The following is a 25095-nucleotide window of genomic DNA, read 5'->3' on the forward strand; positions in this document are numbered from 1 at the left end:
CGATTGATCAACCGAACTTCATTTTCAGTCAATACCATTTAGCCTATTTTTTTTGAAAATTTTTCAAGTAATGAATTCATTTCATTTATGGGAAAGATTAAAACATGAATTCTTGGTTTGAGAGCAGAATCAATTTTTTTATGGAGAATGTCACGGTTGATACTACGTACGGCATTCCTTACCTTTTCAATAGTATCTTCAAGTTTCTCTTCTCTACTATTGCCTGTTATGGTATCCTTATTTCCATAAGATACCATACATACAAGATTGACTTGAACATCAGTAATATCTCCATTTAAATATTTTTGAACGAAGTCTTCTAGTTCTTCTGGGATAAAGTCTTCATATACATACAAATTCATTTCGTTTCTATGGCTCTTGTAATGTAAGATTACATCCTTGATAGACTCGGTAAGAGCATAATTAAAAGCACCGGTTTCCCTATCTGACGTTTTACATTCACCAATGTAGATTTTTACTTTACCACCTTCAACGCCTAGGTGTATTGCATCTGCTCCATTTCTTTCAAGCTCAGGATTGGTGGTAAGAGGCATTTTTCTTAAGATTGGTACAGCTTTGAAGTGATGTTGAAGTAGGTTGTAAATTAGGAGCTCGGAGATTTGACCTTTAACATCAGCTTTTCTGAACTTACTTTTAGCTCTTGCTTGTAGAATGCTGAAAGCATTGTCTTCATCTCTTTCTTCGTTATTAATCAGATGAGCTTTCATCTGATTTTGTTTTCTCTTAGAATAAACGTACCTCAGCACTGTAGCTACAAGCTCTTCAATAAACTCATCCTGCATTTCTAATAGGTCACTATAATTAATGCAAGTTCCAATACATCGATTGTTAACTCCCAGATCAAATGAATCTTCAATAAAATACATCTTATTAAGAAGAGCCTTTGTGCTTGCTAACAATCCGTGAATAGTATCTTCTTTTATTGGCATATTTAGAAAGGTGAATTTAGAAACAGACTGAATGAAAGATCTTAGAAGTAAATATTCCAGGGGCATGAGTTTTCTCATCATCACCCATAATAGCTTAAGTTATTTGTTATTTTGCCTTGAGTTTATGAATGTTGAATTCAAAACTCACTAAGCTCATGTTCTCTATTGCATTGTATTTAAAAATAGGAATTTAGATTTTCCTACGATCTTCTTCATATTTGTGGCAAGTACTTCAGTGCACATTAACAATCCAAGTGTTACTCTCAACAACACTTGCACTAAGTGTTAATAGAGCAATATATGATTTCATAGCTATACTTGTACTGTTAAATATGAATTTGTCTTTCAACTATAGGACTTGATAAGTTTTGCTAGTTTAGATAATGCATCTTTAAATTATTGGTTATTGTTTATAAGCTTATCGAACCTGAAATTCTATATTTGATTCTAAATATTTTCCTTATTATAATATTTTGCACTTGCCACGAGCAAAAAGTATATAAAGTTAAAAGTAATTCGCCCTTATTTAAGAACATTGTTTTCTCAACTTAGTCATGTGGAAGCCAACTGATTTACCTGTTCCCATTGAAGTAGAGACAAAAGCTGTAGTAAAGCAGGCAACAACAGCACATCGCTATCTGGCCGAGCTGAAGGGGGGCACCGCGACTATTCCCAACGAACAGATACTAATCAGCACGCTTACTCTACAGGAAGCGCGGGACAGTACAGCCATTGAGAACATGATCACCACACAGGATGAACTCTTTAAAGCCGAACTGCAGGCAGGCTATGCCTACAGTACCGCTACTAAGGAGGTGCAGAACTATGCCACTGCTCTACGTGAAGGCTTTGAGGCAGTGCGCAAAAATAAAATTCTAAGCTTAAGCCATATCCTCTATCAGGGACACGTTGCAGATGTCGCCGCCGGCAGGAGGCGTTAGAGCGGCCGTAGCCAGCTTCAGGAAGCCAGTTTGATCAATGAATATAGATAGTCTGAGGCAAGCTGAAAAGTGTTCCTTATCGCCTCCACGTCCGCCTTGTTGCGATAGGCGGTGAACTCATAGTACCAGCGCACGGTGTTCTCCGGGAGAGTCACAGGAATAAGGGTCCTGCTGTTGCCCGGGTTATAGTAGCTCACCAGGTAACCCACCTGCGGCTCTAGCACCGTCACAGTCCTATATATCTTTTTACTAAGGATCTCCTTCCCGTCATCTCCCCAGCAACGCACGCTTCCTGTCAGTTGGCCATCTTTATAAATCGCCTCCTCTACCTTCTGCCCCTGATCGTTATAGGAGATGCTGGTGCCCTGCCGCACGTCTGGCCGCTCGCTTACCAGCTTCCCGTTTCACTGCAGCACATTTGTCTTGGCATAATAGTCCCGCACCAAGCCCATAGGCTTTCCATTCTAGTAGACGATCTTCCTAATATAACGTGAACTCGGGAATTAAATCGTATTTAAATTATTGATTTACAATTATTTAACCCATATCTTGATTAGTAGTCAAAGATAAGTAATTGGTTATTTATCAGTGTTTTGAAGCTGATGTTCAATATATCAGACATTTATCCGACATTCCGGCCTTTGTAGACAGAGATAGTTGCTTTTTTCTCTCCTTCTTTACTAAGCAGGCTTTTCTCCAACAGCTCCTACAGGGCTGTTCAGTCTTTAGTGTTAGATTTTGTTCCGTGTCTGCTTTTGTGCATCCTTCTTTCGCTTTATACAATAAACTGGTTACTGTAGGTATTATTAATCTAAAAGTTCAAGTACAGAGACTGCAAATAAAGAATTAAGCAATAACTCAGACCATTTATAAGAAACTGCAATTTAAAATATAAGTAACTGCAATGTGATGTCTACTTTGTCAAGTTTTATAACAAAAAAACTTGACAAAGTAGACATCAAGATTTACCTTTATAGAAGAATTGCATAAGGCAGAAACAATTATGAGCATCATGCAGCAAGTCCGGGAAAGAATTGAACAGGCCCAGCCCGGTCAGCTGCTGACTTATGCCGACTTTCAGGTAAGCGACAGCCAGCTGGAGGCCTTGGCTGCGGCGCTCAGCCGCCTGGCCAAGCAAGGGGTGATCAACCGGCTGGCAAAAGGCCGCTACTATAAGCCTAAGGAAACTGTTTTCGGGAAAGTGAGACCATCCGAAAAAGAGATCATCAAGAGTCTTAGCACCTCCAAAGGCAAAGTCAAAGGGTACGAGAGCGGTTTGGGGCTTTACAACCAGCTGGGCCTGACCACGCAGGTTCCCCAGGAGGTGACGCTGATGACACGCAAGCAGCGCCGGGTAGCGAACGTCGGGAAAACCAAAATCCGTTATGTTCAAAGCCCCACCAGCTTCAAGGAGTCTGACATCGACAAGCTTCAGGTCCTGGACGCAATGCGCGGTTACAAGAAGATTCCGGACCGCAACAGCGAGAAGACTATCCTCATTTTGCTTAAGTATATCAAAGAGTTAGCCGAACGCGACATGGATCGGCTCATAGAGCTGGCACTAGACTACAATCCCGCTACCCGTGCCCTGCTGGGAGCTCTACTGGAGCAGCTGGGCTACGCACAGGAAGCAGACAGACTAAGGCAGTCACTAAACCCGCTGACTAAATACAAACTGGGCATTAGCGAGAGCATTTTGCCCAACAGAAAAGACTGGAATATTATATGAACCTGCACCAAAACCCGGAGGTGTTTCGGGATGCCATTACGGCCACTGCAGAGGCCCTGCAGATTAGGGACGTATATGTGGAGAAAGACTATTGGGTGACGCTGGTGCTTTACCGCCTGGCCCACTCCCCCTACGTGGAGCAAGCCATCTTCAAGGGCGGCACCTCGCTATCCAAGGCCTACAACCTGATTGAGCGCTTTTCCGAGGACATCGACTTGGCCATCAATGCCGACGAAGGCATGACTAACAACCAGGTCATGCAGTTGATCCGTAAAATCTCAAAAGAGATCACAAAGGACATGGTGGAGGTAGATGACCCGCACAGGACCAGCAAAGGCTCCCGCTTCCGCAAAACGCTGCACGACTACGGGGCCTCAGTGCAGGGAGACTACGGCCAGGCAACCGACAAGATCCTGGTGGAGATCAACTCCTTTGCCAGCCCCAATCCGCACCAGCTGATGCCGATCAAGACCTACATCAGCCAGTTTATGGCTCAACGTGGCTTGCTGGATATGATCCGACAATACGAGCTAGAGCCTTTTGAGGTAAATGTGGTGAGCTTGGAGCGCACCTTCACAGAGAAAGTACTGGCCCTGGTGCGTGCCTCCTATGCCGAAAAACCGGTAGATGAGTTAGGTAGCAAGATCCGCCATGTATACGACCTGCACGCCATGCTAAAATCACCTGTAGTGACTGCTTTCCTGCACAGTGAGAACTTCTTCCAAATGATCAAGGCTGTACAGGCCGATGATGCCCGCAACAGCGAGTTTCAAGGGGACTGGGCCATGCAGCCGCTGGATGCCTGCCTGCTATTCGCCAATGTAAGAGGAGCCTGGAATTCTTTAGAGACGGCCTACCAGCAGGAATTCCGCTCCCTCGTGTATGGCACACTTCCTGACCCAGAGGCAGTAATTGCTGACTTGGAAACAGTCGCTACACGCCTCAAGATACTTAGGAGTAGGGAGAGCTAAAACAGACCTAATGTAGTGCCAAACGGATCGGCTACATGGCAACTATACTTTTAAGCTCCCCAATAAGCTGCTCCAGATCTTTCTTTTTCCCAGAAAAGACTTTAGTTCTGTATTTACTATCAAGCCCCAGTTCTTGAATCTCACTCTTACGTTGGCTGTCGGTTAGTAGAATATCTGATAAAGCAAGTCCCGTTGCTATCCTGCCAATATCAATCTGATCATTCGGGTTTTCATTCTTATTATTAACAGCTATGAGTCCGCTAAGAGATGTTCTAATATCAAGTGTTGGAATTCTAGTGAATTCAAATTTCCTCAAATGTGAAATTAGAGTCTTCAACTCTTTTTTAGTCATTCTGTGTCTGTTGGTTAGTTGGTAAATAATTGAGTCTATCCAATTAGGAATGTCGCCTGAAGGGAAGGAAACAGGACGAATAATAATATGTCCATGCACCAGTAGGGCATTGAGCCTTTCAAGGAAGTGACTTAAGGTGATGAACCTGGAGGCTGCAAGAATGCTCTGACCTACTTTGCTGTCGACTTTTTTATGTCTAGCAATCTTTCTTATATGATGCGCCACCACAGTAGCTTCCGCAGCTTTCATATTGAATTCAATCTTTTGCCTGTGTAATGCCTGGTAATTCCCCTCATCTTCTAAGATGCCCTTCTTAATCTTGTCATGAAGAAAGGTTCTGATTGTTATGTTGTTTTTCCTAACAGCGGATATCATCAGTTGAGAGGTAATAAACGGTTCTGCTTTGAAAGCATAGCCCATAGATAGTTTATAAAACTCAGTGTCAAGGTGAGCGGCTCTAGCAGAGTCTTTTTGAGATGTCTCTAGGTAATGCTCAACTGACATCGGGCAAATAATCTTATTCATCGTTACCCCAGTATGTAGCAAGCTTCGAATCTCTTCCCATTCTGGAATTCCTGTTGAATCAAACATTCCACTTGTTGCAAACTGGTCAAGATATATAATATGCATACAGTAAAAGTAGGTTTAGCTTATCAATACACCTTCTCGCCTGTATTCGATAGGCGGGTAGCTCATCTTATCTCCTCTGTTAGTGTCTTGTCAGGGAACAATGTGTGTCTTGATGATCAAGCACCAGTTATAAATTTATTCTATGACCAACGTGTCTTGTGTACTGTAGGTAAAAATCCCCTGCCCTCCCTGAACATTTGATGGCAGCACAACTGGGGGCTCGAAGGGATCAACATTTGAGCGGGAAGCCTGCTGCAGCGCCCGCTGAAAATGATAGTTGTCAGGGGTGATGCGGTAAAGTATAATACGGTAAGGTTGTTTCCCGTCGGGAACATCCAAACGGATGCTCAGTTCTGGCTCACTGGAGAGTGAATAATCATAATATTCCGACTTTCTAATAGTTTGCCCCGCTAGCTCATATTCCAGATAGACGCCATAGAAGCGGTGCCTGGCATCAGGTCCATTTGTAAAACTCAGCCTGATCTGAGTGCCGTTAAAGACCCAATCAGTAATCACAACTGGTGCTACGGTTTCAGTGGCGGCATAAAGTGTATCGGCATTGTTTACAGTAATGATGCGTAGCCGAACGGAGTCTTCCGGAAGGATAGCAGGTAAACGGTAAGGGCTGGCATAGTTTACCATTTTTCCGCTGACTTTATCCTTGTAGAAAATGTTCTGCAATCGGATAACTGTATCAGGAAGCATCAACTCTACATGAGCATTCCAAACCAGCTGCAGCGACAGGTCCTCCTGAAAGCTGCTGGTACGGATCAGGCTCAGCCTGATGGGCTCTCCAGGCACAAGGTACCCCTCCACGAAAAGCCTGGCCGGACTTGCCGGCATCACAAGCTCAGCCTCCTCCTTCAAGGCACAGGAAGTCATCAATAGAAATAGAATAAGTGCTATAGGTCGAATGTGCATGTATACCGAAGGGTTGGTGTTAAAGGAAGCAAGGACCGTTGCCTGGCGGTGATTTTACCTGTGCCGTCCTCCTTTCGGGCTACGTCGAAGTACAGGAAGTAAGGGTTGGCGCGGTTATATAGGTTGTACACCCCGGCGCTCCATTCGGAGGTGCTTTTGTTATGCTGCTTTTTGTAGGTCACCCCTACATCAAGCCGGTGTCGTATTGGTGTCCTTATGTTATTAAACCGTTCGAAAGCAGGAAGTACTCTAGGCGCTTCTCCGGGCGTCATGCCCTGCGCCGGGATGATGCCCACCGGAAAAGTATAGGGGCTGCCTGTCTGCAGGAACCACTGCCCTGAAAGCTGCCAACTTTTGCCAAGGTTGTATTGTATCGTTGTTGAAAGCTGATGTCGCACATCTTGCACCGGATACACCCACTCCCTACGACCGTGTCTATCTTCAAGTGCTATCTTAGCATAGGCTAAGGTATAGCTAATATCTATTGCAAGCGGAGACCACTGGGCCTGCAGCTCCAGTTCGGCACCATAGGCCCGGCCTGCATGCGGCTGGAAGCGCTGCTCAAAGTCAGTCAGCAAATCCATTCCGTTGGCATAGTAGAGCTGGCCTTTAAGCCAACGGTGGTAAATACTTGTAGCCAACTTATGCTGCTTTACAGGTTTACTGATAGACAGCCCCACTTGATCCGATCGCTGCACAGGCAGTTTACCTGAAGTGAAACGGAAGAAGTCAAAGGGCATGTTGATGCCTAGCACATTTACCTGGTGATGGAACTGGTAGGTGCGGTCATAGTAGAAACTAGCGGTCCAACTGTCTTCAGCAACCCCTATTTTCAAACGCGGTGCTGGCAATAGCTGCTCTTCATGCTGATACAAACGTGCCCCGGCAGCATATGTCAGCTTACCTAAAGTAGTCTGCGTCTGTACAAAAAGGCCGCTGATGGGCAGTTTCTCTCTAAACGCAGTCTCATTCAGCAAGCGGCCTTCCCTGTCTTGCTGGAGTGAATGCATCGAGGCTTTCATATGCTGCATAAACGCTCCCATTTCAATAAATCCCTGGCTACTGAGTGGCAGACCAAACAGCAGGTTGGAGAAATGCCCGGAGGTCGTCTGGTCGAGAAACTGAGTTTCCTGTCGCCGGTGCTCCATGGAGAAAGCATATTGGCTGTACCCTTGGGTGAGCTCCAGCCAGGTGGGCCCGAATCTGTGTTTCCAACGGGCAGTCAGCAGGCGGTTGCCCCAGTCAGAGGCAAGCGAGAAGCGGTCTGTAGTGCCGTCGTACCTGTCTTGGCTTCCGAACAAAGCCACCGATAGGCTGCCTTTCGGCAAGGTGGTGTGCACCTGCAGGTTCATATCCTGAAAGGCATAGTCCGGCAGGGGGTTATCTTGCTCGTCCTTACGGTGAAGTTGCTCATAAGCCTTTGCCACCAGCTGATAGTAAGATGACTTTGCTTTCGCGAACACATTGGTCTTATACTTCGGCAGGTGCCGTTGATAGCTCACCTCCGAGCTCAGCACACCAGCTCCAACCTTCAGCTGATGGGTAAGAGGCTCCGTGGCGCGGGGCACAGCCTTCAGGTAAGCTGACAGCCAGCCGCCCTCGCTCGCGGCAAAGCCTCCCGAGGTGAGGGTCACGGATTCAAACGCATCCGGATCAAGGGAACTGTTGATGCCCAGGAGGTGGGCAGCATTGAAGATAGGGATGCCTTGCAGAAGCATGGCCGTCTGAGAATTTTTACCGCCTCGCACAAAAAGGCCAGTTTGCATCTCACCCGTCTGCAGCACCCCTGGCTTATACTGTAGTGCCCTTATCAGGTCTGCTTCGCCGAGTGGCTTGTTTATGATTTCCAGTTCTTTTCTGGCAAGGGTAACGGTTTCAAGTCCAACACCTTCTGCAGCGACAATCTCAACTTCGTTCAAGTTAATCGCCCCCGGTTTCAGATACAGCCTCAGTGTGGCAGGCTGGTGAACGCGTACAGTGGTGTCTTGATAGCGGGGGTGGCTGAAACGAAGCAGTACGCTGCTATCGGCAGGCACACTGGCCGGTAGGGAGAAACTTCCCCTCCAGTCACTGACTGTATGGGCTACTGTGGTGCTAACCAACACCTCAGGCAAAGGCTGTTTTGTGTCACTATCGTAAACAGTGCCCTTCACCTGACCATACAGCAAGGCTGGGATGAACAGAGAAAAAATGAATAATACCGCACCCCTCATAACAACAAAAGCCCCCTGCCTAATGGCAGAGGGCATCTTTTATTAATTGCTACTTGCTCTTCACTTTGTAATTCAGCACTACCTCATAGTTTATACTGAAGGTGTCATCAGATTCAATGTATGAAGCGTCCATCTTCATTCTACGCGGATAGCCATTCTCATTAAAATCCTTATACTCTATGTTTGCGAACGTGTAGGAGTTAGGTACAGTAACTCGTTTAATAGCATTAACAATTCTGTAGCCTTCCAGCTCAGGTACCAGCGCTGTGATGGTGTTACCCAAGAAGTTTTTATAAGCAGTTTCGTACTCGATATCAGCCACTTTGTGTAAGCCCGCTGCACGGATTAGTTTGGATGTTGGCACCCACTGTCCGGTAGGGACATCTAGTTTCCAGCTATGGTCATACACCGCTGGCTGCCATGCCCAAACTGCTGTCGGGTTGCCATTACTGTCGTATACCGCTTTTTGCACTTCTGCTGTGGAACCATCTGTGAAGGTGCGAGTAACTGAGGTAAGTCGATTCTCGGCATTATAAGTATAGCTATCAATCTCCCCAGTTGTGCTCCAGTTGCCCTGTGCATTCCTCAGATAGGTTTTTGAGGTCTTTACCAGGCCTGCGGCATTGTACTCATAGCTGATGTACTTAGTCGACTGGCTTCCTTCAGCGCTGCCTTCATAACTTTTGATAACGCGGCCTTGAGAGTCTGTTTCCACATCACTGACAACCGAGGCTCTAAGATCACCGGCTGCCACATCTGGCAGGATGGTAATGATGTGGTTAAGGGCATAAATTCTCTCTTCTGAAGATGAGTGAGCACTCTGATAGTAATAGTACTCGGTGTCGCTATGCTTTCTTATTACCTCATATGTATCATATTCTGCGCTACTTGACGGAACGGAAATACATTTGGCATATTTCCTATAGCGGTGCTCCCCGTTGCGCTCACCATCATACATGTAGAATGCAAATGTCCCGTCTCCGTTTTGTTCTTTAAAGGTGTATTGCTTGAACGCTGCAAAAGTTACCTGAGTATTGTAACGTTCTGATACATACTCGTAGGCATGTTGATCCTTTATGTCTTCTGTTGCATACTTATTAAGCGTAAGCTTATCCAGAGTGCCGTTAGTATAAGTTTTGGTCAGATCAAACGCTTTGCGTGTCTGCATATCCACGGCGCGGTTACTCTCCAGGTATGTCAGCTGGTAAGCGTCATTGTATTCAGCCTTCAAAACTGGCACAGAGCCCATTAAAGCCTCCGTAATAAACAGACTGCCGTTGGTGTCTCCCACCAGCACAGCATCCCATGCAGTGCCATTGGCGGTAATTTTAAACGCAGTTACCTCTCCATTCGTGAGTTTAATGGTGAGCATACCGGTTTCTTCGTTGTAGGTGATGCTTTCAATGCCAACACCGTCTTTACCATCTTGCCCACCGATGTTGCCTTTCATGGCATCAGTGTAAGGGACTGTGCTGGTTGTGCCATTGCTGTAAACGATGATGAGGTTGTCTCCCTCTTTTCTGAGATCCACAACTGTTTTCCCTTTCTCCGCGATCAGCTCTTTCTCGAGCTGCTCCACCTCTGCGCTGCTGTCGTCTTTGTCGCAGCTAGAGAACAGGGCTAGGCAGCAGAGTGCCAGTGCCGTAAGCTTTCTTGTTACCATTATGTATTTATTAAGATTTGTTTTCAATCAGATGGAGCCTATGTAGCAGCCAATTTAAATTGTACTGCAAAAATATGTTATATTTATTATATATAAAATTTTGATTGTTTCATTTTAAACTGCTCATCTTAGTACATAGTAGCTGTAATTATATAAGAAATGCCTCTGGAGAACTTTACTGCAGGTTTAGCCAAGCACTTCAACCTCCCATAGCCCTAAAACATTTATAATTCATTATATTTGGCAACAGATGGTGCAACATGGGCTACTGCCTTGGGCACTGGCTATACTTGCTAAAACATAAACTTATTTACCGCTACCGGCTAGCCCGCCGGAAACCGAGAAGTTGGACATACCTGATGAGAAAAGAAGAGAAACACAAGCTGATAAACAAACTCAAAAGCCTGGAAAGCTTGAGCACCGAAGAGCGCAGCTACCTAATTGACCTGCTGAACCAGAAAAAGTACGGACTGGTATGGGAAGACAAGCCTGAGGCAGTGGAGGAACAGCTACGCCAGCACTTGCCTGTACTGGAGGAAGTAGCAGCGAAAGCTATTGTAAACGGAGAAGAGCACCCCAACCACATCCTCATAGAAGGCGATAACCTGCACGCCCTAACGGCTCTTACCTTTACCCACGAAGGTAAAGTAGACGTCATCTATATAGATCCGCCCTACAACACCGGAAAGGAAAACGAATTTCGCTATAATGATAAGTGGATTTTGAAAGACCACCCTTTCAAACATTCTTTATGGCTGAATTTTATCTCCAAAAGATTAAGTATTGCCAAGAAGTTACTAAGTAAAACAGGTGTAATGGTAATTCATATTGATGAAAATGAATTTGATGCACTAAACTTATTATTGGAGACAGAGATATTTTCAGAAGAGGATTTTTTAGGTGCTGTTATCTGGAATAAGCAAAATCCCAAAGGTGATGCTAAGGGAGTTGCTACGATGCACGAATATGTCCTCATATATGCAAAAGATAAGCAATCATTTACTGCGCTTGAAAATGCTTTAAGTAGGTCAAAACCTAACGCTGTACAAATACTTAATAAAGCGAAGAAACTATATTCAAAAATTGGCAAAACTGAAATTCCTGATGCCATAAAAGAAGTAATAAAACCCTTCAACTTTTCTAAGGAAGCTCTTGATGATTTTAAAGTCACTTATGATTTAGAGCTTGTTAACAAAGAATTTCAATCCTGGCTTAACCGACAAGATTTTTCTGGAGGTGAGAAAGCATATAAGTTTATTGACGAAAACGGCTTTGTATATCAATCTGTGTCGATGGCTTGGCCAAATAAAGAACAAGCCCCAGATGATTATTACATTCCATTAACCCATCCAATTACAAGAAGAGCATGTCCTGTTCCTTCGAGGGGGTGGAGGAATCCTTCAAAGACAATGGAAAGTTTGCTCGAAAGAAATCTTATCCTTTTTGGAGATGATGAAAGTACACAACCAAGAAGAAAGTATTTATTAGAAGAGAATTTATTCGAGAATACACCCTCGATATATAATAATGGTTCAAGCGATGACGAGTTATTTAAAACTTTAGAAATCGAATTTCCATACCCAAAGCCTGTTAGCGCCTCAAAATACTTTTTACAGGCAATCCATCCTAATCCCAAAATCATCCTTGACTTCTTTGCAGGTTCTGGCACCACATTGCACGCTACCATGCAGCTCAACGCAGAAGACGGCGGCAAGCGGCAATGTATACTTGTTACAAATAACGAGAATAACATTTGCGAGGAGGTAACCTATGAGCGTAATAGGCGCGTGATACAAGGCTATACCAACTCTAAAGGCCAGGAGGTGGCGGGGCTCACCCAAAACAACCTTCGCTACTACAAGAGCGGCTTTGTACCAAGCATGGTTACTGAGCCTCATAAACGTATGCTTACCCAGCACAGCACCGAGCTACTTTGCATCAAAGAAGACTGCTATATCGATCTAACGGAGGCCAACGGCTTTAACCCGGCACAATGCCGCCTGTTCAGCAACGGCAAAGGCAAGCACCTGACAGTGGTATACCACAGCCGCCAGCAAACCGAAGTATGCGAGCAGCTTATAGGCTACATCAAAGGCCTGCAAAGCCTGGCTGAGCCTGTGCGCCTCTATGCCTTCAGTCCTGAGAAAGAAACACTGGCCGAAGACTTCTGGGAGGTAGCCGACAAAATAGAGGCAGTGCCGCTACCAGAGGCTATTTACAATGCCTACAAAGCCACTTTCCGGGTACTGAAGCTGGATAGAAAGTCTCCTACCGCACCGGTAGTCGAGGCTGCCGAAGCAGATTTGTTTGCCACCACCCAAGCCGAAGCCTAAGCATGTATATCCTTAAAGAATTTCAGGAGAAGGCCGTAGATAAATTGCTTTCCCATACCTATGAGGCCTTGGGACAGCCTGCCCGGCAAGTCCCTATACTTTTAGAGGCCCCTACCGGCTCCGGCAAAACCGTCATGATGGCCTCCTTCCTGGAGCGGCTCACCGATGAGCTGCCCCTGCAGCCCGGCCTGCACGACAACGTAGCCTTTATTTGGTTTGCGCCTAACACGCTGCACATCCAGAGTTTCCAGAGCCTGCAGCAGCTCTACGCCGATACCAGCAAGCTCAACTGCATCGACCTGAGCAACCTGAGTGCCAGTCCGGTGCTCCACCCCAAAGACCTGCTCTTCGTGAACTGGAGCAGCGTAGACAGCCTGAAGAAAATATGGCGACGTGAGAACGAGACCAGCACCAACCTGGAAACCCTGCTGGAGAAAACCCGTGCCAACGGCACTAAAATTATACTGGTGATTGACGAAGCACACCTTAGCGCCTTTACAGGAGCTCAGGCCGTGCAGGTGCGCCGTCTCATCAAAGCGGAGATAGAAATCTTGGTTACGGCCACACCGGCCACGCGCCCGCAGCGCAGCGTGTTTATCTCACGGCAGGAAGTGGTAAACGAGCAGATGATTAAAAAGGGTGTGCGCCTGAATATCGGCCTGGATCCCGAACAGCAAAATGGCGAGAACGTGCACGTGCATCTGCTGCGCACTGCTATGGCTAAGAAGGAAGAACTCAAAGAGCTGTATGAAGCCGAGTTGGGGCCGAACAAATTAAACCCGCTCCTGCTCATTCAGCTCCCCTCCGACAACGCCTCCCTCAGCGCAGAAGACAAATCTATACGCGACACACTGGTGGGGCTGCTCGACATGGAGTATGGTATCAGTACCTCCAACGGTAGGCTGGCTGTGTGGCTGTCTGGCGAGAAAGACAAAGACGGGTTAGAAGAGCCCAACGGATTTCAGGATGTGCTGATCTTTAAGCAAGCAATTGCCCAGGGGTGGAACTGTCCGCGTGCTGCCGTACTGGTAAGCTATCGCACCGTGCAGAGCCCGGATTTTGGGGTGCAGACAGTAGGCCGCATCCTGCGTATGCCGCACCAGCGCCATTACCAGCACGACGATCTGAACTACGGCTACGTGTACACCAACATCGAGAGCAGCCGCATCAACCTGGTGCCTGCAGATGCCGATTTCTTTCTGCCGCAGTATGCCGAGCGGGTAAAACAGGAAAATATGCTTTTTGACACGCTTGCTTCGGCTACCATCATCAACGACCGTCCATCCAAAGGTGTGCTGAGCTCTGCTTTTGAGACGGTGTTCTTTAACCTGATGGCGCAGCGTTTTGGGGTAAGGCAACTTCCCGACCTAGACCTGTTCACGCCCCAGGCAGCGGAGCAGATTGAGCAGCAGACTTTGCTCAACAGGGAGGCATTCCGGCAGAACCTCTGGGAGTTTGATATAGATGAGCATCAGATCATAATACCCACCGATATTGAGCTGGACCCTTACGAGGTCAACGCTATTGTGCTGGAGACAAACCAGGTGCAGCGCTTTGCCATTACCGTGGCCGAGTTCAAGACTATGTTCGACCGCTTCTGCTACGACAACATCACCCGCCTGAACCGCTCCAAGAGCTGGAAAAAGCTTCGCGAAACACTCCTGCACTTCGCCGAGTATTACCTGGGGCTTTTTGAAACGGATGCCCGCAAGTTTTACCTGTACCCGCAAAACAAAGCCCTGCTGGTGCCACTCATTGCGCAGGCGCTCGAACGTTTTGAGGCTTGGCAGGCCGCACGAGGAAACGAGCATCGCCGGGTGGAAACTAAAGCCTGGGAAGTGCCGGAGCTACGCTACTACAGCGAGGTTTACGTGCACGCGGATGCGGTGCACCATGCCCTGGAGCCTTTCTTTGAGTACATAAACGCCTCCGATCCGGAGCGGCAATTCAAAGATTTTCTGGCACAGCATGCTAATAATATAGACTGGTGGTACAAAAACGGTGACCAGGGGAAAGAGCACTTTGCGGTGCCTTACACCAACCTACAGGGGGAGCTCGCCCTGTTCTATGTGGACTTCATCGTCAAGTTCAAGTCTGGTAAGATCGGCCTGTTCGACACCAAAACAAGAAGATCTGATCAGGAGGCCCCCAACAAGCACAATGCCTTGGTGGCGTACATGGAGCAGGAAAATGCCACCAACCCAGCTCGCCAGCTTATTGGTGGTGTCCTGATACGGGAAGAGCTTGGCGGCGTGATAACCTTCCGGTACTGCTCCAACAGAATAGAAGATACAAATGACTTAACTGGTTGGAATTTCTTAAACCCTGCCGAACTGGCATAACCCTAAACTGATGGCCCGAAAAGGATTAGATACCACATTTGTGCACTACGGCATCCGCAAAGAGGATGTAAACATGATAGAAGCCCTTTGTACTGAGCATCAGCTCGATTTCGATTGGGTGAAGGAGGAGGTTCTCAAAAGCTTCCACGATCGCAAGATCAGCAATAAGGAGATGGACGAAAAAGCCATTGAGAAAATCATTGAGAAAGCCTTAGCTAAATTGTAGAAGCCATGCTCATCAAGCGTATCAAAGCCCGCAACTATAAAACCTACCTCAACCTGGACCTGAACATAGCTGTGCAGCCAGACAGGCCTATCATATTGATAGGGGGAGCGAACGGAGGCGGTAAAACCACTTTTTTCGAGGCTATTTATGGTGCCCTGTACGGCCTGCACATCAATACCTCCACAGAGTTCAAACAGCTGCTCAATGCCGGTGCTATCGGCAAAGAGGAAGAGCGTATTACGTTGGAACTGCACTTTAGCGGATTGGTAATCAACCAGGAGCAACAGTATGTGCTCACGCGCACCTATGCCCTGAATCCCGAAGGGAAGCCAGTAGAGAGTGTGAAGTTGAACATGAACGGCAGCATTTTCCAATACGGCACGGCTACCCCCTATGCGCAGCGTATGGAGCAGGAAGCCCAGGTAAACAAGATCATCAAGGCCAACCTCCCTAAAGAACTGAGCCGATACTTCCTGTTTGATGCCATGGAGGCTGGGAACCTGCTGAAGGAAGATCAGCTAAACCGGGTGATTCGGGAGAACATCGAAAACGTGATGGGCTTTAACAAATACATGAGCCTGTCCAGAGCGTCTGAAAACCTGCTACAGCAGTATACCGCTCAGCGCCTGCAAATAGAGAACGAGAAAAAGGAATACCTGACCCTGCTGGAGCAGAAGAAAGCAAAGGAAGCTGAGGGGCAGCGTTTACAGGAGCAGTTGGAGCAGGCCCTGGAGTATTCGGTGAGTAATAAACACCTCTACGAGAGCCTGAAGACAGGCATGAACCAGGAAGAAACGCTTAAAAGCAAAATTGAACAGGCGAAGGCACAGGTGGAATCCATTCTCCGGAAGGAAAGCCTGTACCACTCGGAGGTAGATGAGTTTGTCAAAAACATAGAGTCTCATGTGGCGCTTCCGAAGCTGGCAGCATCGCTGAAGCAGGAAATAGCGCTTATTTTTAAGAAGAACACTGAATCGGAGCAGCCTAGTAAAAAGGCGAGTCCCGAACTGGTTGAGAAAATTGTGTCCAAAGTAGCCGACTACCTGCAGCAACAGGAGCTATGGGCCCACTCGCTGTCTGTCAGCGATTTGGTGAGATATGTGATGGCATCTGAAAAAGTAAGCCCGGAAAACAACGAATATGGATTTCTGGAGCAGTCAGAGCTTAAGTCGTTGGAGCAACTGGTTAACAATCCTTATAAAAACCCATTTCCCGCGCTATTTCAGCAGCAGCTCGAACTAAACCTTTCTATACCTCAGATAGAAATGTTTCAAACCCAGGCTGAGCAAATGAAGGCGCAGATTGCCGGAAGCGACTATACTTTACTGAAGCACTACGAAGACAACGAAGGCCGTATCAAGCAACTTGAGCTACAACAGAAACAACTAAGCGATGAGCTGAAGCAGATAGAAAAGCGCCTGCACCAATACGACATCCAAACGGGCCATGAGCCTGACCCTAAATATGATACCCTGCAAAAGCTACGTCCATTCTTTGAGGATACGGCTAACCAGTTACTAAAGGCTAAAAAGCAGCAGATTGAGGCAAAGATGAAAAACGACCTGAACCTTAACCTGGCCGCTTACCGTGATGTGGTTGACAGAGTAGAGCTATCGGAAAATCTGAAAGACCTTACCTTTAAAATTTACCACAAGGCTGGCAACGAGATATACCTAAATCAACTGAACACTGCCTCGAAACAAGTAGTGGTACAGGTACTACTCAAAGCTTTGCACGAATACGGTGACTACGACCCGCCTGTGATGATAGACACGGTGATGGGCGTACTGGACGAGACAAGCCGCACCACGCTACTGGAGAATTACTTCCCACAGCTTTCACACCAGACAATCCTTCTGAGCTCCGACAGCGAAATACGTCCTGAAAAGGATCTGGCTAAAATTGAGGCTTATGTTTCGAAAGTGTTTACGCTGCAGCGGGACAGGGAAGAGCAGTGTACGCAGATTTCAGAGGGTTACTTTGGGAAAACAATAGAGGACTAAGGCCATGATCTTATTTAATAACATCAAAATAGCGGAAGGCATCCATGAGCTTTTAGGCAGCTTAAAAGAGCGTGTGGAGGAGCAGGTTAGCCTAAAGAAGTGGCATGAGCAGAAAGCTGTGTCAATCTCTCAGAACATGTTGCTGCGTGTCAGCTTCATCGCAGGCCTTTCAATGGCTGACAAACGCGAAGAGCAGGAAATACTGGACATGAAATTGACTGCCAACGGCACCATGCATGACACGGTCTTTCAGCGTAACAACTTACAACCCCTGTGGTCGGCGGTGCTCAAGCTGCGGTATCAGCAAACTGATATTGATATTGAGAACCCCAGCACGATGCGCAAAATTGTGAACTATGAGGTAAAGCGCGGAGCGGAGTTCTTGCTTCACGGAGATAACCTGAACAACTGGCTAAACGCACAAGTAAACCAGAATAGCCAGAACGCCTATGGCAGTATCCCAAGCCTAAGCCTACACATCGGCCATTACGAGGACGACTTGGAGGCGCATTTGGACCTTAACTCAACTAATATTGCCAACACGCAAATTTTGATTGCGGGCACCACCGGTTCTGGAAAATCCAATACACTGGCGGTGCTAATCCACGAGCTCCGCTCTATTTCCATCGATACTTCTTATCCGGTTAATTTCCTGCTCTTCGACTATAAAGGAGAGTTTTCGGATCCGGCCAACAACGATTGGCTGCAGCTTTTTGAGGTGGACAGAACAGCTATCCTGGACCCTATCGTATCTCCCCTACCCTTCAACCCTTTTAAAGATTTTAGGGGTAAGACACAAAATGAGATCAACCTCTACTCTACCGAACTATCCAATGCCTTGATGGCCATTGATAGCGCTCGTATCAGCGCCAATATGAACAACCGCCTGGCAGAGGCTATCATCAAAGCATACAAATTGAACGGCAATGCGCCTATTGATTTTGAGCAGATACTGAAAGCCTACAATAGCCTACGCCCCGACAAAAAGCAGGATGAAGATGATAGTATCAGCTCTGTGCTGAAACAACTGATCCGAAGTAACCTTTTCATAAAAGAGGATCGGCTAGACCTGGTGCAGGAAAGCCTGATTATCAAAATGGATGGCTTTCCAAAGGAGGGACCTATTGCGAAAGCCATAGTTTACTTCATTATCTCGAAGCTTAATACGCTTTATGAGAAACTCCCCAAACAGGCAGTAGAGAATGACCTGGTGGAACTTCGGCATTTCACTATCATTGATGAGGCACATTACATGCTGGGCTTTGATAACAAACCTCTCCGTGACCTGATTGCGGTTGGCCGTAACAAAGGACTAAGTATTATACTTGCTACACAGAACATGGATAGCTTTAAGAGCGAGCACTTTGACTTCTATGCCAATGCGCAGTACCCGCTCATCATGAAGCAGCAGTCCATTAATGATGGGGTTATAAAGGATCTTTTCGGGGTGTCTGGTGGTGAGTTCCAGGAGATAAAGCAAGCCATATCCGGGCTTCAAAAGGGAGAGATCTTACTGAAAAACCCAACTGCCATTGCGCTTGGTATGGGCAAAAAGTATAAAAAGATTAAAGTAAGTCACCTTATTTAAGAATACTGATTTCTCAATTTAACCAAGTGGCAGCCAACAGGTTTTCCTGTTCCTATTGAAGTAGAGATAAAAGCGGTTTTATAGTAGGATACGACAGCCTACCCTTATTTGGTCGAGCCAAAACTAATGAAGCGGATTATTTCACGTTGATCAGTTCCCTTAGACATCGGTTTGATCTGGAGTGTTTTTGGGAGCTGGAGCAGTATTGGCTGCCAGGTTAAAATGCGAATGTTATGATGCCCTCCCTACCCATTGTTATCAGGTGCCCCAAGTGTGGGAACCAGATGAAAAAGCAGGTCCTTTACTCTGGCAATACCTTTGGCGCTGCTTACTATACTGATGGAAAGATGGAAGCACCGATGCTCCCGGAGCTCCCGCAGATCACTAAGTGCCCAGCCTGTAAAGAATTGTTCTGGATAGATGAAGCGGAAGAAGTAGGCGAGTACTTTCCTATGCCTCTGCTTCCCGGTGAAAAGGAAATTCCCTCAGTGCGGTTCCTATCCATTACGGATTACGACAAAGCACTAAGGAGGAAGCTTAGCCGCAGTAAGGAAGATGAGCTATACCTGAGGAGACAGTTGTGGTGGAGATTCAATGATCGTGTACGCCGAGGTAAAGCCTTGGTGAACTCACCTCGGGAGGAGAGGATATGGAAAACAAACTTGGCCCTACTGGAGGGTATCTTGGATGATAATGACCCTGAGCAGCGGATCATGAAAGCAGAGGTGCTTCGCCATCTGGGCTTTTTTCTGTTGGCATCGACTAAACTTGAGTTTGTTAGGGATGAGCAGTATAAGCAGGTTGTGGATATAATAAAGCAAGCTTGTAAAGAGCAAAAAACGGAGGTCTTAAAAGTAGAGGATAATTAGGCACAAGATCGGCTTTTGCCTGGGTGCCAGCTTTTAGGAAATAGTTGAAGGAAACATGGGAATATATGATTTTGTACTCTTAAAAGAGGGTGATAGCAACCGCTATGTAATGGAAGCAGAGCACTACTTCCAGGAAGGGAATGACTTACAGTATAAGCAGAGGAATTATACAGCAGCGAGCGAGTCTTACCTGAAGGCGATTCAGTTGAGACCAGATTACATCGAGGCGTTGAACAATCACGCCCAGAATCTCAGACTCAATATTAAGAACTATCAGGAAGCAATTATCTACTATACAAAAGTGATCGAGCTCAATCCAAAGCTAGAAGACGCCTTTTATAGAAGAGGGCTTTGTAAAGGGCTTTTGGGGGATCTTATTGGCCAGATTGATGACTATTCGAAAGTGATAGAGCTTGCTCCCACATCTGATAATTTTGTCTCAAGAGCGCTTATCAAGAAGAAAGCCAAAGACTACACCGGTGTAGTAGAAGATTGCAGTCAGGCAATTTCCTTAAATGATAACAGCTCATATGCCTATCAATTTAGAGGAGAGGCCAAAGCCGAGTTATATGACTTTAAGGAAGCCATTGCAGATTTGGAAAAAGCCATCGAAATAGAAGAAAGTAAAGCTAAGCGGGATCCAGCATACAAGCCCATGCTATTTGGTGCATTAAAAAGCTGTGCAGAAGCAAAATTCGCAGTAAATGACTTTCAGGGCTCATTGGATGGTGCCACGAAATTAATCTCTCTTTTCCCGAGCCACCCTTTGTCCTATGCATTAAGCGCTAGAGCCAAAGAAAAGCTAGGGGATACAGATGGCTATAGTAAAGATATGTCAGATTTCAAGCACTTAAATGAGCAACACGTGAAGAAGTATGGGGTGTCATTTGAAAAATGAAAAAGTATCTCAGCTCTCCTTCTCCCCTCTTGGGCTTCACAAGTTTTTAAATGAAAACACATTTATCTATGTGAATTTTTGTGTATAACACTTTATAAATGTCCGTTTGTAAAATGTTATAACTAACTTTGACCCGAGTTTCACCTATATAATAAGGAGTAGCGAAGATGAAGTACGTGGCTTACTACCGGGTCTCCACAAAGAAGCAAGGCCAGAGTGGGCTGGGTCTGGAGTCACAGCGCGAGATGGTGAAGGGCTTCCTCAAGCCCGGCGACACACTACTTGCCGAGCACATTGAGGTGGAGAGCGGCAAGCGCAACGACCGTCCGGAACTGGAGGCGGCCATCGCCCTGGCCAAGCGGGAGCAGGCCCAATTGCTGATTGCCAAACTGGATCGTCTCAGTCGTAACGCCGGGTTTATCTTTAAGCTGCGTGACAGCCACGTGGACTTTCTTGCTGTGGATATGCCCGATGCCAATACCCTGACCATCGGAATCTTCGCCGTATTGGCCCAGCATGAGCGGGAGTTAATCAGCTCCAGGACCAGAGCCGCGCTCCAGCAAAAGAAGCTACAGGGCTTTGCCTTGGGTACGCCTGAGAACCTGACCCAGGGAGCCAGGACAAAAGGACTTCAGATACGGCAGGAGAACGCAGCATCGCACAAAGCCAACCGACAGGCCACGGAACTGATCCAGATGTATCGGGAAAAGGATATGACCTATCAGCAAATTGCTGACCGGCTTAACAGCCATGGCTTCACCACCCGCAGGGGGAAGAAGTTCTTTGCCATCACCGTTCAGCGGCTTCACATCCGACAAGGGCAGCTTCAAACGGATGCCCTCACCAGCGTAGTTTAGGCTTACTATATTTATATTGAAAGTGCTTCATCTTTTGTATCTTATGTGGCATAAGAGTTATTACCCTATCCTCCTCCTATGCAACATGTACATATTTTTCTGGACGAATTCGGAAACGCCAGCCTAAACCTGGATAAAGCCGGTACCTTCTCCCATTTTGTTCTGACAGCTGTTCTCCTGGATGAGACGAAGCTGGAGCAGGCCCGGCTGCTAAGGGATACGATCAGCCAACGCTTCTTCCAAGGCCAACCCATCAAGTCCAGCCGTATCCCCAATGATGAGAAGGGCTTCCGAAAAAGATTGGAGGTATTAAGGGAGCTGCGCCAGTTGGACTTTGTGGTGCTGGGGATGGTCATCAACAAGAGCAAGCTGGAGGGAGCAGGTTTTGATTATAATGATGTGTTCTATAAATACTTCAACAGAATCTTTCTCAAGCAGTTTCCCAAAAACTTCACTGCTTTTTCGATTCATGCCGATCAGCTTGGCTGGCCAGAGTTTCGGCGCAGCCTGCACCATTACATTGAAACTAAGGTTATCCAACGGGATCTGTTTACACCGGAGCGCTCTTATCGCCTGGTGGAGGATAAGGCAGAGGAGCCCCTGGTGCAGCTGGCAGATTTTCTTTCTGGCTGCCTGGGCAAGATTTACTGCACCAGTCACAGCCATGAAAAGGCATCCGCCCTGTTCGATCTGCTGCACGACCGTACGTTCATTGATTTTTTCCCTTTTGAAAGAACAGACTATCTCCTCTCCCCTACTCCCGAAGACCGGCAGAAGAACCACCTTATACGAAGAATAGCCTCGGAGTCCGCACAAGAGGCACTCTCTGGCAGAAACAGCCTTTCGGAGGAGGCGCTTGCCGTGTTGCAGTACCTGTACCTGATGTTCCGCACCGCTCCTGACCGCCTCATCGAGAAACGGGAGATCATCGATAAGCTAAAAAGAAGATTTCCGACTTTTTCGGAGCAGCAGCTGCGGGTTTGTGTCCAACACCTGCGCGACAACGGGGTGCTGATCGCAAGTATCCAAGGTAAGTCAGGCTATAAGCTTCCTGACGGCGTGGAAGATATTGCTGGCTTCTATAACCGTTACCTCAACAGCATTGTTCCGATGCTTAACCGCATCAATATCTGTAACCGAAAGTTGATGGTGAATAGTGTGCAGGAGGTGGATCTGCTTCAATCAAACTCTGCTTATTCGCTTTTGCATGAGCTGATCAAAACACTGGATAAGGAGAAGCATGCTTCTTTAATGGAGGCTCAGCGAAGCCTTTCGTTTAGATAAGGCTCAATAATATAATTACTTATGTTCAGTGACTATCATCAAGACTAGAGACAAAGCACATAAGTAATATTTAATAGATAATGAATAATAATTATTACGCATTAAATATTGAACTATATATAATAAATATTATTTATTTCTTTTATTTAGATGCTTGACTATAATGTATAATGCCAGTGGTCTAATAATAGCTTAAGATTTATTGGTGCAATGATTCCCTCCTGTTATTAGGAAGACTTTCTTCGCATTGTTTCTGGGAACTGTAGGGTTTGACAAAGAGTCTTAGCTATCAGGTCTGCTTGCCTTTTAATAACTGTTTTAAGCAATTTTATTAGTATGAACTCAATAACGCTATTATAAAGTTAGTCTGCCGGACCTTCAGAACATTGATCAACTCTTTGGGTATGTAATTTATATTTCCTTGAGAATAAAAATGTCTCCGTAAACCTCCTTTGGAAAATATTTCTTACTTACCTCGCACTGTGATGCTGCTGTTCACAGCCTCCCATCTCAGCACGTGCCAAGCGGAATCGAAGTCTTCATCGCTTATGGTTAATAATGAACTGTAATTCCCATTAAATGGCCCTCTGATGAACAGTTGCTCTTTTGCAAGGTACTCCCCTTCTTTCCAGATAGCCTCTACGTCATTTATCCATACCAGCCATTTGACATGCTGTCCGTCTTTGGGTAGGGTGTTTTTGCCTAACTTTATCTTTGGCATCTCTGGTATCACAGAATTTTGGTACCACAATACGGACAGTAGCAATGTATAAAAATGGCTTGCTGATGTTGTTCCAACCCCTTGAGATGAACGTGTAACTCTGAGAATGTCACCGCCTTGACTTCTTGCACCCCCCTCTCGTTCTCGCATATGAGAAGTTCTGTTGGCACAGTCACCTTCACAACATTCTTGCCTTTCATAGTAAGTTCCCGCTCTATCTGCTCTTTGATTTCCCTAATGCAATTACAGTTCATGGTATCACTGTTAGATTTAACAACAGAATAATTTACCGCTATCTTTAGTTTGCATCAACTTATTTACATGAACAAAGTGCCTTTTTTGATGAACTGCTTCCAGCCTTAGATGACTCTAGTTTAGATATGTTAGTGATTAGCGGTCTTATGAAAATGTAGGAATTTGAGACAGAAGTGAAAGGATAATTTAATTTGTATAAGTAACAATATAATGTTACATTTGATAAGCCTATTTTGTATACCAGTACAGGCATTATCTTGAGTTAGCATGAACAGAGTAAAAGGCATTTTACAGAACGGGACCACGATCATACTGGAAAACTATGACCAGAGCAACGTGGACGATATGTACTTCATCAAAGCCATAGAAGCCACGAACCAACGCAATCACAGAACTATAGCAGAGTACTTCAACGGACTGATCAGAAGCCTGGAGACAGTGCAGCAGGAGGTCAGGGAGCAGAAAGTACAGCAGCTTTTATCTCAGTACAGAGACAGGCCTGTGGTATCGGAAAAGGTTCGCCAGGAACGGAGGGAGCAACTCGGGCAGACAAACCACATAGCTGCTTGCGAGGGCTACGAGGAGGAGGAACTCAACAAGGTGCTGGACGAACTGTATATCAACGGGCAAATTACGCCTGAGGAGATGAATGAGGTGTTCAACTTAAAGTATCTGTAATGAACGACAGGTACTGCTATCCCGGCACCAGTGTGCTGATCAATCATTTTGACATCAGGGACGCAGCTAAGTTAAGCAAATTAGAGCTCACTCATTGGAGGCATAATGTATTGGCTTTGCCTGGTAAACTGCCCAGCCAGCTAAAGTTTAATTTAGTGCTTTGGCAGCTGATCCACAAGGAAACCTTTGGCACCGTCTATCCCTGGGCAGGGGAGCTACGGAGTGTGATGATCTCCAAAGGCAATGCTGTACATGCCGCGCCACGTATGATTGAGCCCTATGCCAACCACTTACTCCAGGAGCTGAAGGCAGCGGGGTATTTAAAGGGACTGGATAGGGAGCAGTTCCTATTGAAGGGATCTTATTTTTTTGAGGAACTGAATGCCATTCACCCCTTCCGCGAGGGAAACACCAGAACACTAAAGGTTTTCTTTTCCCTTTTGTCCCGACAGGCGGGGTATGAAATAGACTGGCGCAAGGTTTCGGCACAGCAGTACCAACAGGCAGAGCAGGCATCTTTTGCCGCAGGAAACAAAGGCCCCTCCCCTTTTTACCCGCTGTTTAAGGAGGCCCTTGAGCCTGTCGAGTTATCAAATAAGCAATCTATCAGGTTCAAACTATGAGTGAGAACAACCAAGGCGAGACATGCGCAGCGTGTGATCCTAAGACCC

At 46.3% G+C, this 25095-nt stretch carries 20 protein-coding genes; 14 read left to right on the top strand and 6 right to left on the bottom strand.

Annotated features, from left to right (window positions below; translation table 11 throughout):
• Nucleotides 1–38 precede the first annotated feature (38 nt).
• The gene (locus tag DP923_RS16275) at nucleotides 39–950 is read right to left on the bottom strand and encodes a HamA C-terminal domain-containing protein (RefSeq protein ID WP_165838216.1); all 912 of its coding nucleotides are present in this window, start codon (nucleotides 948–950) and stop codon (nucleotides 39–41) included.
• A gap of 554 nt (nucleotides 951–1504) precedes the next feature.
• Between DP923_RS16275 and DP923_RS16280 the strand changes: the two genes are divergently transcribed.
• The 3 genes from DP923_RS16280 (at nucleotide 1505) to DP923_RS16295 (ending at nucleotide 4591) form a co-directional block, all read left to right on the top strand.
• A complete protein-coding gene (locus DP923_RS16280) occupies nucleotides 1505–1891 on the top strand; it encodes a Fic/DOC family N-terminal domain-containing protein (protein ID WP_112306890.1) in 387 nt (128 codons plus the stop codon).
• A 1012-nt stretch (nucleotides 1892–2903) separates the two neighbouring features.
• Nucleotides 2904–3620 carry a type IV toxin-antitoxin system AbiEi family antitoxin domain-containing protein gene (locus DP923_RS16290; RefSeq protein WP_125047762.1) on the top strand — a complete coding sequence of 239 codons (717 nt, stop codon included), beginning with the start codon at nucleotides 2904–2906 and terminating at the stop codon, nucleotides 3618–3620.
• The gene (locus DP923_RS16295) at nucleotides 3617–4591 is read left to right on the top strand and encodes a nucleotidyl transferase AbiEii/AbiGii toxin family protein (RefSeq protein ID WP_112306893.1); all 975 of its coding nucleotides are present in this window, start codon (nucleotides 3617–3619) and stop codon (nucleotides 4589–4591) included. The genes DP923_RS16290 and DP923_RS16295 overlap by 4 nt, the downstream gene beginning before the upstream one ends.
• A 31-nt stretch (nucleotides 4592–4622) precedes the next feature.
• On the opposite strand, the gene DP923_RS16300 is transcribed toward DP923_RS16295, so the two are convergent.
• The 4 genes from DP923_RS16300 to DP923_RS16315 all read right to left on the bottom strand — a co-directional run bounded on the left by DP923_RS16300 (nucleotide 4623) and on the right by DP923_RS16315 (nucleotide 10370).
• Nucleotides 4623–5573 (bottom strand): hypothetical protein, encoded by a 951-nt coding sequence (locus tag DP923_RS16300; RefSeq protein ID WP_112306894.1) that lies wholly within the window; start codon nucleotides 5571–5573, stop codon nucleotides 4623–4625.
• Between the two features lie 135 nt (nucleotides 5574–5708).
• A complete protein-coding gene (locus tag DP923_RS16305; protein ID WP_112306895.1) occupies nucleotides 5709–6494 on the bottom strand; it encodes a DUF4249 family protein in 786 nt (261 codons plus the stop codon).
• Nucleotides 6476–8662 carry a TonB-dependent receptor gene (locus DP923_RS16310; RefSeq protein ID WP_165838217.1) on the bottom strand — a complete coding sequence of 729 codons (2187 nt, stop codon included), beginning with the start codon at nucleotides 8660–8662 and terminating at the stop codon, nucleotides 6476–6478. The genes DP923_RS16305 and DP923_RS16310 overlap by 19 nt, the downstream gene beginning before the upstream one ends.
• A gap of 94 nt (nucleotides 8663–8756) precedes the next feature.
• The gene (locus DP923_RS16315) at nucleotides 8757–10370 is read right to left on the bottom strand and encodes a hypothetical protein (protein ID WP_112306897.1); all 1614 of its coding nucleotides are present in this window, start codon (nucleotides 10368–10370) and stop codon (nucleotides 8757–8759) included.
• A gap of 359 nt (nucleotides 10371–10729) precedes the next feature.
• Between DP923_RS16315 and DP923_RS16320 the strand changes: the two genes are divergently transcribed.
• The 9 genes from DP923_RS16320 to DP923_RS16360 all read left to right on the top strand — a co-directional run bounded on the left by DP923_RS16320 (nucleotide 10730) and on the right by DP923_RS16360 (nucleotide 22770).
• Nucleotides 10730–12703 carry a site-specific DNA-methyltransferase gene (locus DP923_RS16320; protein WP_165838218.1) on the top strand — a complete coding sequence of 658 codons (1974 nt, stop codon included), beginning with the start codon at nucleotides 10730–10732 and terminating at the stop codon, nucleotides 12701–12703.
• 2 nt (nucleotides 12704–12705) lie between these two features.
• Nucleotides 12706–15045 carry a DEAD/DEAH box helicase gene (locus tag DP923_RS16325; protein WP_112306899.1) on the top strand — a complete coding sequence of 780 codons (2340 nt, stop codon included), beginning with the start codon at nucleotides 12706–12708 and terminating at the stop codon, nucleotides 15043–15045.
• Between the two features lie 10 nt (nucleotides 15046–15055).
• A complete protein-coding gene (locus DP923_RS16330) occupies nucleotides 15056–15271 on the top strand; it encodes a DNA modification system-associated small protein (protein ID WP_112306900.1) in 216 nt (71 codons plus the stop codon).
• Nucleotides 15272–15276: 5 nt separating this feature from the next.
• A complete protein-coding gene (locus DP923_RS16335; protein WP_112306901.1) occupies nucleotides 15277–17274 on the top strand; it encodes an AAA family ATPase in 1998 nt (665 codons plus the stop codon).
• 4 nt (nucleotides 17275–17278) lie between these two features.
• The gene (locus DP923_RS16340) at nucleotides 17279–18862 is read left to right on the top strand and encodes an ATP-binding protein (RefSeq protein WP_112306902.1); all 1584 of its coding nucleotides are present in this window, start codon (nucleotides 17279–17281) and stop codon (nucleotides 18860–18862) included.
• Nucleotides 18863–19095: 233 nt separating this feature from the next.
• Entirely contained in the window at nucleotides 19096–19731 is a 636-nt protein-coding gene (locus DP923_RS16345; RefSeq protein WP_112306903.1) for a hypothetical protein, read from the top strand.
• Nucleotides 19732–19786: 55 nt separating this feature from the next.
• Complete coding sequence (locus DP923_RS16350; protein WP_112306904.1) at nucleotides 19787–20629, top strand: tetratricopeptide repeat protein; 843 nt, start codon at nucleotides 19787–19789, stop codon at nucleotides 20627–20629.
• 167 nt (nucleotides 20630–20796) lie between these two features.
• Entirely contained in the window at nucleotides 20797–21486 is a 690-nt protein-coding gene (locus DP923_RS16355; RefSeq protein WP_112306905.1) for a recombinase family protein, read from the top strand.
• A 78-nt stretch (nucleotides 21487–21564) separates the two neighbouring features.
• On the top strand, nucleotides 21565–22770 hold the full coding sequence (locus tag DP923_RS16360; protein ID WP_112306906.1) for a DUF3800 domain-containing protein: 1206 nt from the start codon (nucleotides 21565–21567) through the stop codon (nucleotides 22768–22770).
• Between the two features lie 466 nt (nucleotides 22771–23236).
• Here DP923_RS16360 and DP923_RS16365 read toward each other — a convergent pair whose 3' ends face one another.
• Nucleotides 23237–23491: a hypothetical protein gene (locus DP923_RS16365; RefSeq protein WP_125047765.1), complete on the bottom strand. Its 255-nt coding sequence runs from the start codon at nucleotides 23489–23491 to the stop codon at nucleotides 23237–23239.
• 522 nt (nucleotides 23492–24013) lie between these two features.
• On the opposite strand from DP923_RS16365, the gene DP923_RS16375 reads away from it, so the two are divergent.
• Nucleotides 24014–24424 (top strand): hypothetical protein, encoded by a 411-nt coding sequence (locus tag DP923_RS16375; protein WP_112306909.1) that lies wholly within the window; start codon nucleotides 24014–24016, stop codon nucleotides 24422–24424.
• A complete protein-coding gene (locus DP923_RS16380; RefSeq protein WP_112306910.1) occupies nucleotides 24424–25047 on the top strand; it encodes a Fic/DOC family protein in 624 nt (207 codons plus the stop codon). The genes DP923_RS16375 and DP923_RS16380 overlap by 1 nt, the downstream gene beginning before the upstream one ends.
• The last annotated feature ends 48 nt before the right edge of the window (nucleotides 25048–25095 follow it).

It is taken from the genome of Pontibacter arcticus (genome assembly GCF_003284895.1).
In the GTDB taxonomy this organism is placed as follows: Bacteria; Bacteroidota; Bacteroidia; order Cytophagales; family Hymenobacteraceae; genus Pontibacter; species Pontibacter arcticus.

Bases quoted from the DNA above. Each gene is read 5' to 3' on its own strand.
- DP923_RS16275 (WP_165838216.1), bottom strand. From the start codon at position 950: ATGCCAATAAAAGAAGATACTATTCACGGATTGTTAGCAAGCACAAAG.
- DP923_RS16280 (WP_112306890.1), top strand. From the start codon at position 1,505: ATGTGGAAGCCAACTGATTTACCTGTTCCCATTGAAGTAGAGACAAAA.
- DP923_RS16290 (WP_125047762.1), top strand. From the start codon at position 2,904: ATGCAGCAAGTCCGGGAAAGAATTGAACAGGCCCAGCCCGGTCAGCTG.
- DP923_RS16295 (WP_112306893.1), top strand. From the start codon at position 3,617: ATGAACCTGCACCAAAACCCGGAGGTGTTTCGGGATGCCATTACGGCC.
- DP923_RS16300 (WP_112306894.1), bottom strand. From the start codon at position 5,573: ATGCATATTATATATCTTGACCAGTTTGCAACAAGTGGAATGTTTGAT.
- DP923_RS16305 (WP_112306895.1), bottom strand. From the start codon at position 6,494: ATGCACATTCGACCTATAGCACTTATTCTATTTCTATTGATGACTTCC.
- DP923_RS16315 (WP_112306897.1), bottom strand. From the start codon at position 10,370: ATGGTAACAAGAAAGCTTACGGCACTGGCACTCTGCTGCCTAGCCCTG.
- DP923_RS16320 (WP_165838218.1), top strand. From the start codon at position 10,730: ATGAGAAAAGAAGAGAAACACAAGCTGATAAACAAACTCAAAAGCCTG.
- DP923_RS16325 (WP_112306899.1), top strand. From the start codon at position 12,706: ATGTATATCCTTAAAGAATTTCAGGAGAAGGCCGTAGATAAATTGCTT.
- DP923_RS16330 (WP_112306900.1), top strand. From the start codon at position 15,056: ATGGCCCGAAAAGGATTAGATACCACATTTGTGCACTACGGCATCCGC.
- DP923_RS16335 (WP_112306901.1), top strand. From the start codon at position 15,277: ATGCTCATCAAGCGTATCAAAGCCCGCAACTATAAAACCTACCTCAAC.
- DP923_RS16340 (WP_112306902.1), top strand. From the start codon at position 17,279: ATGATCTTATTTAATAACATCAAAATAGCGGAAGGCATCCATGAGCTT.
- DP923_RS16345 (WP_112306903.1), top strand. From the start codon at position 19,096: ATGATGCCCTCCCTACCCATTGTTATCAGGTGCCCCAAGTGTGGGAAC.
- DP923_RS16350 (WP_112306904.1), top strand. From the start codon at position 19,787: ATGGGAATATATGATTTTGTACTCTTAAAAGAGGGTGATAGCAACCGC.
- DP923_RS16355 (WP_112306905.1), top strand. From the start codon at position 20,797: ATGAAGTACGTGGCTTACTACCGGGTCTCCACAAAGAAGCAAGGCCAG.
- DP923_RS16360 (WP_112306906.1), top strand. From the start codon at position 21,565: ATGCAACATGTACATATTTTTCTGGACGAATTCGGAAACGCCAGCCTA.
- DP923_RS16365 (WP_125047765.1), bottom strand. From the start codon at position 23,491: ATGCCAAAGATAAAGTTAGGCAAAAACACCCTACCCAAAGACGGACAG.
- DP923_RS16375 (WP_112306909.1), top strand. From the start codon at position 24,014: ATGAACAGAGTAAAAGGCATTTTACAGAACGGGACCACGATCATACTG.
- DP923_RS16380 (WP_112306910.1), top strand. From the start codon at position 24,424: ATGAACGACAGGTACTGCTATCCCGGCACCAGTGTGCTGATCAATCAT.